The sequence below is a fragment of the Thioalkalivibrio sp. AKL17 genome, assembly GCF_000377885.1.
Classification (GTDB): domain Bacteria; phylum Pseudomonadota; class Gammaproteobacteria; order Ectothiorhodospirales; family Ectothiorhodospiraceae; genus Thioalkalivibrio; species Thioalkalivibrio halophilus.
This window is the reverse complement of sequence record NZ_KB898767.1, coordinates 249,637-263,636: the sequence shown is the minus strand read 5'-3', so window position 1 is coordinate 263,636 and position 14,000 is coordinate 249,637. Positions and strand designations below refer to the sequence as shown.

Genomic DNA, 14,000 nt, shown 5'->3' with positions numbered 1-14,000 from the left:
CCGGTCCCGCTCCCTTTCCTGCGGAGGGGATCGGCTGGAGCCCCGGGGGGGGGCAACCCGACAGCCGGGTCGCGGGTTCAGAGCCCCAGTTCGTCCCAGATGGCGTCCACCCGTTCCTTCACGGCCGGATCCATGCTGATGGGTCGGCCCCATTCGCGGTCGGTCTCGCCGGGCCATTTGGATGTCGCATCCATCCCCATCTTGGATCCCAGACCGGATACCGGCGAGGCAAAATCCAGATAATCTATAGGTGTATTCTCGACCAGCGTGGTATCGCGCACCGGATCCATGCGGGTGGTGATCGCCCAGATCACGTCCTTCCAGTCGCGGGTGTTCACGTCTTCGTCGACCACGATGACGAACTTGGTGTACATGAACTGCCGCAGGAAACTCCAGACCCCCATCATCACCCGCTTGGCATGGCCGGGGTACTGCTTGCGCATGGAGACCACCGCGAGGCGGTAGGAACAGCCTTCGGGAGGAAGGTAGAAATCCACGATCTCCGGGAACTGCTTCTGCAGGATCGGGACGAAGACCTCGTTGAGCGCGACCCCGAGAATGGCCGGCTCGTCGGGCGGGCGGCCGGTGTAGGTCGAGTGATAGATCGGCTGGTCGCGGTGGGTAATCCGGTCGACGGTGAAGACCGGGAATTCGTCGACCTCGTTGTAGTATCCGGTGTGATCGCCGAAGGGTCCTTCCGGCGCGTTATCGCCTGGATGGATATGGCCCTCGAGGACGAATTCCGCGGAGGCGGGCACCTGCAGATCGGAGCCGATACAGGTGGCCAGTTCGGTCCGGCGCCCGCGCAGCAGGCCGGCGAAGGCATACTCCGACAGGGTATCCGGTACCGGGGTGACCGCCCCCAGGATCGTCGCCGGATCTGCACCCAGGGTCACGGCCACCGGGAACGGCTCGCCCGGGTGAGCCCGGCACCATTCCTGATAATCCAGAGCGCCACCCCGGTGTGACAGCCAGCGCATGATCACGCGGTTGCGTCCGATGACCTGCTGGCGATAGATGCCCAGGTTCTGTCGGGTCTTCTCCGGGCCGCGGGTCACGACCAGGCCCCAGGTGATCAGGGGCCCGGCATCGCCCGGCCAGCAGGTCTGCACCGGCAGTTGGTTCAGGTCGACGTCATCACCCTCGAGCACGTGTCGCTGGCAGTCCGGACTGCGCACCTTCTTCGGCGCCATGTCGAGGACCTTGCGGAACACCGGGAGCTGCTCCCAGGCCGCCTTCAGACCCTTGGGCGGATCGGGCTGCTTGAGAAAGGCCAGCAGGCGGCCGACCTCGCGCAACGCCTCCACCGAATCCTCGCCCATGCCGAGGGCCACCCGTTCCGGCGTGCCGAACAGATTGGCCAGCACCGGGATGTCGGAACCGGTCGGGTTCTCGAACAGCAGGGCGGGACCGCCGGCACGCAGTACGCGGTCGCTGATCTCGGTCATCTCCAGATCGGGGCTGACCTCGCGCTGGATGCGGCGGAGCTCTCCCCGCTGTTCCAGGCCGTCGATGAAATCGCGCAGATCCTTGTACTGCATGGGTCCTCCCGTGACGGGTGGTGGTACCGGTGGCGGGTCAGACGGGGTCAGTCGTCGGTGAATTCCGCCCATACCGGGGCATGGTCGGAGGGGCGTTCCCAGGCGCGGGGTTCGCGGTCGATACCGGCCCCCGCCAGCCGGCTGGCGAGGGCCGCCGACGCGAGGATCAGATCGATGCGCAACCCGCGATTGCGGCGGTAGGACGCGGCTCGGTAGTCGAACCAGGAGAATTCACCTTCGGACTGATCAAACGCGCGGAACGTATCCGCCAGCCCCAGGGCCTGCAGGGACTGCAACGCTTCGCGTTCGGGTGCCGAACACAGGACCTTGCCCTCCCAGGCCTCCGGATCGTGAACGTCGCGGTCGTCCGGCGCGATATTGAAATCGCCGAGGACCACGAGCCTGTCGTGGTGCCGGGCCTCTTCTTCCAGCCAGCGCCGGACCCGCGACAGCCAGTCGAGCTTGTAGGCGTATTTTTCCGAATCCACGGCCTCGCCATTGACCACGTACAGGTTCACCACCCGCACGCCGGCGATGGTCGCGGCGAGGATGCGGCGCTGGGCGTCCTCGAGCCCGGGCGGATCGGTCACCACGTCGGTGGCCTCGGTGCGCGACAGGATGGCGACCCCGTTATAGGTTTTCTGGCCGGAATGGACCACCTGATAGCCGGCCTCGTGGATGGCGGCCACGGGGAAGGCTTCGTCGGTCAGTTTGGTCTCCTGCAGGGCGAGGATGTCGGTATGCGACGTCCCCAGCCATGACAGGACCTGGGGCAGGCGCACCTTCAGGGAATTGACGTTCCAGCTGGCGATCTTCACGCGGCCTTCTCCTCCAGTCCACTGTGGCGCAGCAGCGCATCGATCTGCGGGTCGCGGCCGCGGAACGCGCGAAAGGAATCCGCGGCAGGGCGGGATGCCCCCGCCTCGAGGATCTCGTGCAGGTAGTCGGCGCCGGCCTCGCGCGAGAACAGGCCCTCCTCCTCGAACCGGGCAAAGGCATCCGCCGAGAGCACCTCGGCCCACTTGTAGGAGTAGTAACCCGCGGCGTAGCCCCCCGCGAAGATATGGGCAAAGCCGTGGGGAAAGCGGTTATACGACGGCGGAATGAAGACCGCGACCTCCTGCCGCACCGTGTCCAGCAGGTCCTGGATCTCTGCGGGATCCGTCGGGGCCGGACGGTCGTGCAGGCGCATGTCGAACATGGAGAATTCCACCTGGCGCAGCAGCTGCAGGGCAGCATGAAAATGACGCGTGCCCTGCAGGCGTTCGTACAGGTCCTCCGGCATTGGTTCGCCGGTCTCGTGATGCCTGGCGAAGAGGTCCAGCGGTTCCCGCTCCCAGCACCAGTTTTCCATGAACTGGCTGGGCAGTTCGACCGCATCCCATTCCACCCCGTTGATGCCGGCGATCTCGGGCTCGTCGACCCGCGTCAGCATGTGGTGCAGGCCGTGGCCGAATTCATGAAAGAGCGTGATCACCTCGTCGTGGGTGAACAGCGCGGGCTGGTCATCCACCGGCGGCGTGGAATTGCAGGTCATGTAGGCCACGGGCAGCTGCAATCCGTCAGGCCGCGCATAGCGCTGGCGGCAGACATCCATCCAGGCGCCTCCGCGCTTGTTGCGGCGGGCGTAGAGGTCCAGATAGAAGCCGGCGCGTTCATCGCCCTCGGGTCCGAAGATGCGGTAGAAGGTCACGTCGTCGTGCCAGGTCTCGATCGCGGGATCGGCCTCGAAGCGGACCCCGAACAGGCGTTCGACCAGACGGAACAGACCGTCAACGGCCCGGGTGGCGGGGAAATACGGTTTCAGCATCTCCTGCGAGAGTCCGAGCCGGCGCTCGCGCATCTTCTCCGCGGCCCAGGCCACATCCCAGGATTCGAGTTGCTCTAGGTCCAGTTCCTCGCGGGCGAAGCGCTCCAGCTCGGCGCGGTCGCGTTCGGCCCGGGGGCGGGCCCGGCGGGCGAGATCGGCGAGAAACTGCTCCACCTGCTCCGGCGTCTCGGCCATCTTGGTGGACAGCGAACGATGGGCGTAACGGGGAAAACCGGTGAGTTCGGCCTTTTCCTGGCGCAGCTGCAGGATTTCGACCATGTTGGCGGAGTTGTCGTAGGCGAGGTCGTGCGGGCCGGTCTCCGAGGCTCGGGTGACGAAGGCGTGATAGACGCGTTCGCGCAACGCCCGATCGTCGGCGTGAGTGAGGACGGCGTGCACGCTGGGGAAGTCGAGGGTGGCGGCCCAGGGGGCGTCCAGCTCGTGGTCACGGGCGTTCCGGGCCAGCAGGGCGCGGTCGGAATCGGACAGGCCGGCGAGTTCGCCCTCCTCGTGTAGCGGATAGGCCCAGGCCTGAGTGGCGTCCAGCACATTCTCCTCGAAGCTCGCGGTCAGCTCGGAGAGCCGCCCGTCGATCTGCCGCAGGCGGTCGCGCGCCTCGGCGGGGAGATCGACACCGCTCAGATGAAAGTCACGCAGGGCATCGTCGATGACCTTGCGCCGCTGCGGCGAAAGGCGCGGGTATTCATCGCCATCGGCCAGCGCGCGGAAAGCCTGGTACAGGCCCTGGTGCTGGGACAGCCAGGAACCGTAATCCGACAGCCTGGGCAGGCACGCATTGTAGGCCTCGCGCAGGGCCGGCGAATTCATCACCGAATTCAGATGGCTGACCGGCGACCAGGCGGTCTCCAGGCGATTTTCGAGGTGCTGGAGAGGGGCGACCAGGTTGTCCCAGGTGGGCCGGTCACCGGCGCGGGCGACGAGTTCATCGATCTCGCGGCGATTGTCGGCGAGCAACTGATCAATGGCCGGGATCACATGATCCGGCTCGATGGACCGGAACGCGGGCAGGGAATCCACGTTCAGCAACGGATTGGACACGACGGCTCCCGGGGTCGGTGTTTGGGAACAGGATTATGCCACTGTCAGGGAAACACGGATCAATGTGCACGCTCGCGCTGGTGGGACGGCTCCAGGGGGGCGTAGGGACCACGGACGGTCAGGCGCGCGATCAGTACGCCCGAAGGGGTTCGGCACAGCGAGCGATAGGCGCCAAGGGCCGCATTGTAACGACGAATGGCATCCGTGATGGCTACATCCAGGGCCTCGATGCGACGGACGCCGGAGTGATCGCGGGTGGATTCATCGAATTCCTCGGCGAGCAGGTCCCAGTTCTTGCGCAGGTCTCGCTCGGCCGCCGCAAGTTGCGGTGGATTGCCGTGGCGGCGTGCGGATTCATGTGCTTCCAGGGCGGTGTCCAGGCCGGCGCGGCGGGCCGGCGGGACCGCGAGTTCGGTCAGAGCCCGCGGCAAAAGCGCATTACGCTGGCACACCAGGACATCGAACTGTTCCCAGGCGCGGGTGACCTGGCGGTGACAGTGGGCGAGACGGGCCGCCGTCCGCCCCAGCCAGACGAGGCCGGTCACGGCGACAAGGGCCAGCAGCAGAGCGAGCACGGGCGACGCGCGCGGCTCAGATGTCGACGTTTTCGGCGCTCAGCGCTCGGGTCTCGATGAAGTCGCGACGCGGTTCGACCTGGTCGCCCATCAGGGTGGTGAAGATCTCGTCCGCGCGAATCGCGTCCTCCACGCGGACCTGCAGGAGGCGACGGGATTCGGGATCCATGGTCGTCTCCCACAGCTGCTCGGCGTTCATTTCCCCGAGGCCCTTGTACCGCTGGACGGACAGCCCACGCCGGCCTTCGGCCAGCAGCCACTCCATGGCTTCGGAAAAACGGACGATTTCATGACGCCGCTCGCCGCGCTGAATGTAGGCGCCTTCGTCCAGCAGGCTCTGCAGGCGTTCGGACAGATCGAGTATCGCCTGGAAATCGCGCGAGGCCAGGGTGTCGTCGGTGAGGTGCTGCGACATCCGGGCGCCGTGCTCGAGACGATGGAGTGCGAGCCGGTCATGACCGTCGGCGTCGCGATCGGCCTCCAGTTCGTAGCGCGTGGCACCCGCCTTGTCACTCGACAGTCCGTCGAGAATCGCCTGGAACCATTGCTGAACCGCGGGTTCGGTCACCGAGCGCGGACGCGGCATGGGTGGCGCTTCCAGCATGCCCCACAGGACGCGGGGGTCATACAGACGTCCCAGACGCCCGACCGCCGCGGCGGCCGCCTGGTAGGCGCGGATCAGGTCCTCGAATGCTTCTCCGGTGATCGCGGGGGCCTCGGCGGCGGGGTGCAGCGCTGCCCCGTCCAGGGCCAGGGAGTGGATGATCTGCTGCATTTCCTGTTCGTCGCGGATGTACTGCTCGCGCTTGCCGCGCTTGATCTTGTAGAGCGGCGGCTGGGCGATGTAGACGTGGCCGCGCTCGATCAGCTCCGGCATCTGCCGGAAGAAGAAGGTCAGCAGAAGGGTGCGGATGTGCGAGCCGTCGACATCCGCGTCGGTCATGATGATGATGCGGTGATAGCGCAGCTTGTCGGGGTCGTATTCGTCCTTGCCGATTCCGCAGCCCAGGGCGGTGATCAGCGTACCGACCTCGGCAGAGCCAAGCATACGGTCAAAACGCGCGCGTTCCACGTTGAGGATCTTGCCCTTGAGCGGAAGGATCGCCTGGAAATGGCGGTCGCGGCCCTGCTTGGCCGAACCGCCGGCCGAGTCCCCCTCCACCAGGTAGAGTTCCGAGCGGGACGGGTCCTTTTCCTGGCAGTCGGCCAGCTTGCCGGGCAGGCCGGCAACGTCCAGTGCGCCCTTGCGACGGGTGACTTCGCGTGCCTTGCGCGCGGCCTCGCGGGCGCGGGCGGCGTCCAGCACCTTGTCGGTGATCGCCTTGGCCTCGGGCGGATTTTCCAGCAGGAAGGCGCCCAGCGCATCGGAGAGCACCGAATCGACGATCGGCTTCACCTCGGAGGAGACCAGCTTGTCCTTGGTCTGGGACGAGAATTTCGGGTCGGGAACCTTCACCGACAGAACCGCCGTCAGACCCTCCCGCATGTCATCGCCGGCCGTGGCGACCTTCGCCTTTTTGGTCAGGCCCTCGCGCTCGAGATACTGGTTGATCGTGCGGGTGAGCGCGGCGCGAAAACCGGCCATGTGGCTGCCGCCATCGCGCTGCGGAATGTTGTTGGTGTAGCAGAAGATATTCTCCTGATACGAATCATTCCACTGCAGGGCGATCTCCACTGCGTAGTCGTCCCGCATCTGGTCGGCGTAGATGACCGTGGGATGCAGGGCGGTCTTTTTCTGGTTCAGGTGCTCGACAAAGGCACGGATACCGCCTTCGAACACGAAGGTCTCTTCGCGGTTGTCGCGCAGGTCTCGGAGCGTGATGCGCACCCCCGAGTTGAGGAACGAAAGCTCGCGCAGGCGTTTGGCGAGGATCTCGTAATGGAACTCGACGTCGGAGAAGATTTCGCTGCTGGGCCGGAACCAGATGCGGGTACCGTGCCGTTCGGTCGCCCCCGCCACGGTCAGATCGGTCTCCGGTACGCCGAGGTGGTAGATCTGTTCGTGCCGCTGGCCATCGCGATGGATCTCCAGGCGAAGCTCTTCCGACAGGGCGTTGACGACCGACACGCCTACCCCGTGGAGGCCACCCGAGACCTTGTAGGAATTGTTGTCGAACTTCCCGCCGGCGTGCAGGACGGTGAGGATCACTTCGGCCGCGGATTTCCCCTCTTCCTCATGGACATCCGTAGGAATCCCTCGGCCGTTATCGGCAACGCTGATGGCGTTGTCCTCGTGGATCACGACCTCGATGCTGTCACAGTGTCCGGCCAGGGCCTCGTCGATGGAGTTGTCCACCACCTCGAAGACCATGTGGTGCAGACCGGTGCCGTCATCGGTATCGCCGATGTACATCCCCGGACGCTTGCGCACCGCGTCCAGGCCCTTGAGGACACGGATCTGGCTGGAATCATAGGCGGCGGGATCGGCGGGGATTTCGTGGTCGGCCATGGATGCGCTTCCGGCAGGTGACAATCCCGTCATTGTACCGCAAAGCCGGCCGAGTCTGGCGGTCGGCGGGTCGGGGGGTGAAAGGAGGAGGGATGTTCCACGTGGAACATCAGTCGGGCGGAGTCACCTGCCCGTGTTCCACGTGAAACATCCGGGGCTCCCGAACCCGGTCTCCGACCGCGCCGTGATCCACTGCGGTCAGCAGGACCTGCCAGCCCAGCGTATCCAAGCCGCCGAGCAGCCCGGCCGTCACCCCTCGATCCAGTTCCGACAGAACGTCGTCAAGCAACAGCAGCGGCGAGCGACCCGTACGCGCCTCCAGCATCAGACCCTGCCCCACCACCAGCGCCGTTACCAGCCGTTTCTGTTCCCCTCGCGATCCCTCCGTCGCGTCCCTCCCCGCCAGTTTCAGCACCAGATCGGCACGCTGCGGCCCGACCTGCGCAAACCCGCGTTCCGCATCCGTGCTCCGACTGCGATCAACCGCCTCCGCCAGCGAGCGACGCTGCTCCCATCCCGGCCGAAGCCGAAGATCCAGACCTTCAAGGTCCTCCTTGAAACCCAGCTTCCCCGCGGCCTCCAGCGTCCGAGCCCGCCATTCTCCGACATACTCTTCGCGCGCCCGGGTCACCCGTTCGCCCGCCCCCACCAGTGGCCCCTCGAATTCACGGGCCGCGCTCCCCTGTCCCTGCCGCAACGCCGCGTTTCGCTGCTCGTGGGCCCGCCGCCAGCGCTGCCATGCCTCGCGGTAGCCAGCAATTCCGTGAAAACAGCCCCAGTCCAGCAGCCGTCGCCGTTCCTCCGGCCCTTCCCGTACCAGGTCGAAACTGCCCGCGTGCAGCACCCGCGAGGGCAGCCATTCCGCCACGCGCGCATGCCCCCGAAGCCACTCTCCGTCCAGACGCGAGCGCCGGCTCCCCTGCCATTCCACACCGAGCCGGTGGCGCGTCCCGCTCACCGGGTCCAGCACCGTTCCTCCCACGCCGAGGTAATGTTCCCCCTCACGTACCACCCGGCGGAGTTGCTGCGTACGAAACGACCGGCCGACCGACAACAAATGACAGGCCTCCAGTACCGATGTCTTGCCAGCACCGTTGGCCCCGGCGAACACGTTGAATCCGCCGCTCAGCTTCAGCCGGGTCGCCTCCAGGTTGCGCACGCCCTGGATACGCAGTTCTTCCAGCACCCCGGGGTCCGCAGCTACAGACGCATCGGCATGACCACGTAGCGCGCGCCGCCAGGCGGTTCCGCCTGGATCAGGATCGAGGAGTTACCGTCCCGAAGCCCGATCCGCACTGAATCCGTTTCGATCACGTTCAGTACGTCCTGCAGGTACCCGAGGTTAAAGCCGATCTCCATTTCCGGCCCGTCATAGGATGCTTCCACCGCCTCCTGCGCTTCCTCGCGATCGGCGTTATGGGTCATCACCTGGCAGCCCGCCGGTCCCAGGACCATCCGCACCCCCCGGTACTTGTCACTCGCGACGATGGACACACGTGCCAGCGCCCTTTTGAGGACTTCCCGTTCCACCACCAGGGTCGCCGGAAGATCCGCGGGGATCACCCGTTCGTAATCCGGAAACCGCCCTTCAATGACCTTGGACCGCAGAACCGCCGATCCCAGCTCGAACACCATCTGATCCTCGGCGAACCCGATACGCACCGCCTGGTCATCGTCGGTGAGGTTGCGCTTCAGTTCGGCCACCGCCTTGCGTGGCACGATCCGTTCGATGCGGTTATCCACCGCCTGATCGAGCTCGATCTCGGCCAGAGCGAGACGGTGGCCATCGGTAGCGACAGCGCGCAGCGTATGCCCCGTCGCCACGAGCAAAAGCCCCTGGAGGTAGTAACGCACATCCTGCTGCGCCATGGAGAACATGGTCGCCTCCAGCAACCGCCGCAACCGGTTCTGCGGCACATCCACGGCGGCCACGATTCCGCCGGCCTCCCAGTCGGGGAAATCCGCACCCGGCAGGGTAGCGAGCGAAAACCGTGAACCGCCAAAACCGACACTCATGCGTTCCGCATCCAGGCTCGCCCGGATCTCGCTCTCGCCGGGTGCGGCCTTTACCACATCCAGCAGCTTGCGCACGGACACGGTGGTGTCGCATTCCGCCGGAATGTTGCCGGCTGCATGTGCACTCCAGGCCAGTTCCAGGTCCGTAGTCTCCAGCCGCATGCCCCCGGTATCGTCCGGCCGCACGCGGACGTTCCCGAGGATCGGCATGGTCAGCCTTTTCTCGGCCGCCCCCACGATCCGCTGCAGGGCCTCGGTCATCGCTTCCCGGTTGAATGAGAGTTCCATGGCTTGTCCTGTTGTAAGAGCTTTCTAAATGAATACTTGTAGTAATAACTGACGCGTCAGCCTGTGGAAAAAAGACTGTTTTACATTTAAAAACAGTAATTTATGACTATAAATCTGTCCCTTCAGCCCTTGGGGATAGCTGTGCGTGGCCTGTGGACAGATTCCGCCTCCTCACTCACCCACGGTTTTTGCACCGCCACAGGGACAGCTTGTCCACCGTTTTATCCACAGCCCCGGGCGGGCGTTCTCCCATCCGCCGTTCAACTGCTCAGCGTGCGGAGCAGGTTGGAATAGTCCTCGTCGAGGCTCGCGTCCGACTCGCGCAGTTCCGCGATCTTGCGGCAGGCATGCATGACCGTCGTGTGATCGCGCCCGCCAAAGGCCTGACCGATCTCCGGCAGGCTGTGCTGGGTCAGCTCCTTGGCCAGAGCCATCGCTACCTGACGTGGCCGCGCGATCGAGCGGCTGCGGCGCGTGGACAGCAGATCCGCGACCTTGATCCGGTAATAATCGGCCACCGTCTTCTGGATGTTCTCCAGCGTAATCAGCTTGTTCTGCACCGCCAGCAGGTCGCGCAGCGCCTCCTTGGCGAAGTCCACCGTGATCGGCTTGCCGGTGAAGTGGGCGTTTGCCAGGACCCGGCGCAGCGAACCTTCCAGTTCGCGGATGTTCGAGCGGATTCGCTTGCCCATGAAGAAGGCCACCTCGCTGGGCAGTTCGATCCCCGCCTGTTCCGCCTTGCGCTGCAGGATGGCGACACGGGTCTCCAGTTCCGGCGGTTCGATCGCGATGGTCAGTCCCCAGCCGAACCGGGACTTCAGGCGTTCCTCCAGCCCCTCGACTTCCTTGGGGTAACGGTCGGAGGTCAGGATGATCTGCTGCTGGCCTTCCAGGAGCGCGTTGAAGGTGTGGAAGAATTCCTCCTGCGAGCGTTCCTTTCCGGCAAAGAACTGGATGTCATCGATCAGCAGCGCATCCGCACTCCGGTAGTGCTGTTTGAAGTCGTCGATCGCGTTGTGCTGCAGCGCCTTGATCATGTCCGCCACGAAGCGCTCGGAATGGAGATAGATGATCCGGCCTTCCGGCTGACGCGCCAGGATGCTGTTGCCGATCGCATGCATCAGATGGGTCTTGCCCAGGCCGACACCGCCGTAAATGAACAGGGGGTTGTAGCCGACCCCGGGATTTTCCGCGACCTGCAGACTGGCGGCCTTGGCCAGCTGGTTGGACTTCCCCTCGACGAAGGTCTCGAAAGTGAACGCCGGATTCAGGTTGCTGACCGGTCCGGATGCCCGAGGCGGAGTGCCGGCCCCTTCGGCCGGCCGTGCCCCGGTGGCGCCTGCCCCGTCGCCTGCCGCTGCCGGCGCTGGTTCCTCGCCGCCGATCCCGAGCCGGACGGCCGGTGTCTCACCCCCGGAACCGGCGGGGGCGATCTCCACCACCGCCTCTTCGATCGTCCCGAGCAGATGGTCGCGCACGTGCTCGAACACGAACTGGTTCGGGGCCAGTAGGCGCAGGGTGTCGCCACTTTCATCCGCATGCAGGGGGCGCAGCCAGGTATTGAGCTGCTGTTCGGAGACCTTGTCCTGCAGGCGGTCCAGGCAGGCCCTCCAAAGGCTGTCGGAAGCCACGCGATATTCTCCGATGAGGGATACGAAACAGTCGTGCAGTCTACGCCCGCCGCGCCCGGTCACGCCAGCCGCATCCCCCGGGGACGATTGACTTGTGGCGCTACACGGGGTAGGTTCACCGGCCTTTCATCCAGTCATTCCGGAATCATCATGAAGCGCACCTTCCAGCCCAGCCGTCTCGTCCGCGCGCGAACCCACGGATTCCGTGCCCGCATGGCCACCCGTGGCGGTCGCAAGGTCATCAATGCCCGTCGGGCCAAGGGCCGCAAGCGCCTGACGCCGTAACGCCCGGCCTCGGCCCGAGTGCCCGCGCAGTCCTCGCCGGCCGGCTTTCCGCGCGCCGCGCGCCTGCTGACCGGCGGTGACTACCGCTACGTCTTCCAGGACGCACGGCGGGTGCGCGGGCGCCACCTGACCCTGCTTTACCGCCCGCGGAGCGAGGACGGCCCTGCGCGGCTGGGCCTGGCGATCGGCAAGCGCCATGTCCGACGCGCGGTACGACGCAACCGTATCAAGCGAATCGCCCGCGAGGCCTTTCGCCAGCGCCGTACCGAACTGCCGCCGGTGGATATCATCATCCTCGCGCGCGGCGGGGCGGGTGACGTGGAAGCCGAAGCCCTGCGGCGCGAGATCGACCATTTGCTGGACCGCATCCGATGAGCCGTCTGCTGCGCAAGATCGCCCTGTTGCCCGTGCGGGCCTATCAGTACGGCATCTCGCCGTTCATGGCGCCGCATTGCCGCCATTTCCCGACGTGTTCCGCCTACACGGTGGAAGCCGTGGAGACCCACGGCGTGCTGCGCGGATTCTGGCTGGGCCTGCGCCGCATCCTGCGCTGTCACCCCTGGTCACCGGGTGGCTATGATCCGGTCCCGCCGCGGGATCCCGACTCCCAATCTCCTTCCCGGAAGTAATCGCGCCCATGGATAACATCCGTCCCCTGCTGTGGCTGACCCTGGCCTTCATCCTGTTCCTGATGTGGATGGCCTGGAACGATGACTACGGCACCCGACCGGCCACCGAGACCGCGGCCGAACGCGAGCTGGAAGAAGATCCGGATGCGCGGCCGGAGGATGTTCCGGATACCCCGGAGGCGGCGGCCGAGCCCGAGGCCGACCCGGCCACGGATGCCCCGGAACCCATCGCGGCCCCGGAGCGGCGTCAGATCCAGGTGGTGACCGACAAGCATGACCTGCTGATCGATACCCGCGGTGGCACGATCCTGCGGGCCGATCTGCTGCAGTTCCCGCAGGATCTGCGCGACGACCCCCTGGTGCCGGTGCGCCTGCTGGATCACCGCATTCGCGGTTATGTCGCGCAGAGCGGCCTGACCCACGACCGCGTTGAGGGTGTCGACCCCGAAGGACGCGCGCCGTCGCATCACGCCGACTTCGAGGTCGACCAGGATCGTTTCGAGCTGGGCGAAGGCCAGGATCAGCTGCGCGTGCCGATGCGCTGGACCTCGGAAGACGGTGAGATCGAGGTCGTGAAGACCTACGTCTTCAACCGCGGCACCCACCTGATCGAGGTGGAATACGAGGTCCACAACCACAGTGCCGATCCCTGGATCGGGCGTCAGTATCGCCAGCTGCGTCATGGCGAGACCCCCGACCGTGAATCCTGGTGGCTGTACACCTTTACCGGAGCGGCCTGGTACGACGGCAGCTACGAGCGCGAGCGTTTCGAGTCGCTGGCGGACGATCCGGTCGAGGATCGCATCGAGGGTGGCTGGGTCTCGATGATCGAGCACTATTTCGTGTCGGCCTGGATCCCGGGCGCCGAGGAACTCAACGCCCTGTATGCCCGTGGGGTCCCCGGGGAAGTGGGCGAGGAGTACCTGATCGGCCTGCATTCGGCCGAGCCGTTGCGCGTGGCCTCGGGCGACAGCGGCCAGTTCCATACCCGCCTGTGGGTCGGCCCCAAGACCCAGGCGGAGCTGGCCGAAATCGCGGACGGCCTGCAATTGACGGTCGATTACGGGGTGTTCACCTTCCTCTCCAGCCCGCTGTTCTGGCTGCTGGACAAGATCCACGCGGTCGTCGGTAACTGGGGCTGGTCCATCGTCATCCTGACGATCCTGATCAAGCTGGCCTTCTTCAAGCTGTCGGCGACCAGTTACCGCTCCATGGCGCGCATGCGCAAGGTCGCGCCCAAGCTGCAGGAGCTGAAGGAGCGCTACAAGGACGACAAGCAGCGCATGAACCAGGCGCTGATGGACCTGTACAAGAAGGAGAAGATCAATCCGCTGGGTGGCTGTCTCCCGATCCTGGTGCAGATACCGGTGTTCATCGCCCTGTACTGGGTGCTGCTGGAGAGTGTCGAACTGCGTCAGGCCCCCTGGTGGCTGTGGATCCAGGATCTGTCGTCACGCGATCCGTTCTTCATCCTGCCGATCCTGATGGGCGTGTCCATGTTCGTGCAGTACAAGCTGAACCCGCCGCCGATGGATCCGGTGCAGCAGAAGATCTTCATGGCGCTGCCGTTCGTGTTCACCGTGTTCTTCGCCTTCTTCCCGGCGGGCCTGGTGCTGTACTGGTTCACCAACAACCTGTTCTCCATCGCGCAGCAGTGGTACATCACGCGCAAGATCGAGACCGGCGCGGACCCCGACAAGCAGAAGGAGTGACCCTT

Annotated in this window: 12 protein-coding genes; 4 read left to right on the top strand and 8 right to left on the bottom strand. The window is 65.5% G+C overall.

Translation table 11 applies throughout. The annotated features are described in order from the left end of the window. Nucleotides 1-77 precede the first annotated feature (77 nt). The 8 genes from ubiD to dnaA form a co-directional block, all read right to left on the bottom strand. Complete coding sequence (gene ubiD, locus D577_RS0109570; protein WP_018947261.1) at nucleotides 78-1,541, bottom strand: 4-hydroxy-3-polyprenylbenzoate decarboxylase; 1,464 nt, start codon at nucleotides 1,539-1,541, stop codon at nucleotides 78-80. 47 nt (nucleotides 1,542-1,588) lie between these two features. Then, nucleotides 1,589-2,359, bottom strand: a complete 771-nt coding sequence (xth, locus tag D577_RS0109565; RefSeq protein ID WP_018947260.1) for an exodeoxyribonuclease III — start codon at nucleotides 2,357-2,359, stop codon at nucleotides 1,589-1,591. After that, entirely contained in the window at nucleotides 2,356-4,410 is a 2,055-nt protein-coding gene (locus D577_RS0109560; protein ID WP_018947259.1) for a M3 family metallopeptidase, read from the bottom strand. Before D577_RS0109560 ends, xth begins: the two co-directional genes overlap by 4 nt. A 59-nt stretch (nucleotides 4,411-4,469) precedes the next feature. Next, nucleotides 4,470-4,985, bottom strand: a complete 516-nt coding sequence (locus tag D577_RS0109555) for a hypothetical protein (RefSeq protein WP_018947258.1) — start codon at nucleotides 4,983-4,985, stop codon at nucleotides 4,470-4,472. Between the two features lie 16 nt (nucleotides 4,986-5,001). Further along, complete coding sequence (gene gyrB / locus D577_RS0109550; RefSeq protein ID WP_018947257.1) at nucleotides 5,002-7,434, bottom strand: DNA topoisomerase (ATP-hydrolyzing) subunit B; 2,433 nt, start codon at nucleotides 7,432-7,434, stop codon at nucleotides 5,002-5,004. A 109-nt stretch (nucleotides 7,435-7,543) separates the two neighbouring features. Continuing rightward, nucleotides 7,544-8,620 (bottom strand): DNA replication/repair protein RecF, encoded by a 1,077-nt coding sequence (locus tag D577_RS0109545; RefSeq protein WP_018947256.1) that lies wholly within the window; start codon nucleotides 8,618-8,620, stop codon nucleotides 7,544-7,546. Nucleotides 8,621-8,634: 14 nt separating this feature from the next. Then, the gene (dnaN, locus tag D577_RS0109540) at nucleotides 8,635-9,738 is read right to left on the bottom strand and encodes a DNA polymerase III subunit beta (protein WP_018947255.1); all 1,104 of its coding nucleotides are present in this window, start codon (nucleotides 9,736-9,738) and stop codon (nucleotides 8,635-8,637) included. A gap of 260 nt (nucleotides 9,739-9,998) precedes the next feature. Beyond that, nucleotides 9,999-11,369: a chromosomal replication initiator protein DnaA gene (dnaA, locus tag D577_RS0109535; RefSeq protein ID WP_018947254.1), complete on the bottom strand. Its 1,371-nt coding sequence runs from the start codon at nucleotides 11,367-11,369 to the stop codon at nucleotides 9,999-10,001. Nucleotides 11,370-11,519: 150 nt separating this feature from the next. On the opposite strand from dnaA, the gene rpmH reads away from it, so the two are divergent. From rpmH to yidC, 4 genes are read left to right on the top strand one after another with little or no spacing between them, the layout of a single operon-like run. Beyond that, on the top strand, nucleotides 11,520-11,654 hold the full coding sequence (rpmH, locus tag D577_RS0109530) for a 50S ribosomal protein L34 (RefSeq protein ID WP_018868890.1): 135 nt from the start codon (nucleotides 11,520-11,522) through the stop codon (nucleotides 11,652-11,654). Nucleotides 11,655-11,672: 18 nt separating this feature from the next. Beyond that, nucleotides 11,673-12,029 (top strand): ribonuclease P protein component, encoded by a 357-nt coding sequence (gene rnpA / locus D577_RS0109525; protein ID WP_018947253.1) that lies wholly within the window; start codon nucleotides 11,673-11,675, stop codon nucleotides 12,027-12,029. Beyond that, nucleotides 12,026-12,283 carry a membrane protein insertion efficiency factor YidD gene (gene yidD / locus D577_RS0109520; RefSeq protein WP_018868892.1) on the top strand — a complete coding sequence of 86 codons (258 nt, stop codon included), beginning with the start codon at nucleotides 12,026-12,028 and terminating at the stop codon, nucleotides 12,281-12,283. The genes rnpA and yidD overlap by 4 nt, the downstream gene beginning before the upstream one ends. An 8-nt stretch (nucleotides 12,284-12,291) precedes the next feature. After that, complete coding sequence (yidC, locus tag D577_RS0109515; RefSeq protein ID WP_018947252.1) at nucleotides 12,292-13,995, top strand: membrane protein insertase YidC; 1,704 nt, start codon at nucleotides 12,292-12,294, stop codon at nucleotides 13,993-13,995. Nucleotides 13,996-14,000 lie beyond the last annotated feature (5 nt).

Bases quoted from the DNA above. Each gene is read 5' to 3' on its own strand.
- yidC (WP_018947252.1), top strand. From the start codon at position 12,292: ATGGATAACATCCGTCCCCTGCTGTGGCTGACCCTGGCCTTCATCCTG.
- rpmH (WP_018868890.1), top strand. From the start codon at position 11,520: ATGAAGCGCACCTTCCAGCCCAGCCGTCTCGTCCGCGCGCGAACCCAC.
- yidD (WP_018868892.1), top strand. From the start codon at position 12,026: ATGAGCCGTCTGCTGCGCAAGATCGCCCTGTTGCCCGTGCGGGCCTAT.
- dnaN (WP_018947255.1), bottom strand. From the start codon at position 9,738: ATGGAACTCTCATTCAACCGGGAAGCGATGACCGAGGCCCTGCAGCGG.
- gyrB (WP_018947257.1), bottom strand. From the start codon at position 7,434: ATGGCCGACCACGAAATCCCCGCCGATCCCGCCGCCTATGATTCCAGC.
- ubiD (WP_018947261.1), bottom strand. From the start codon at position 1,541: ATGCAGTACAAGGATCTGCGCGATTTCATCGACGGCCTGGAACAGCGG.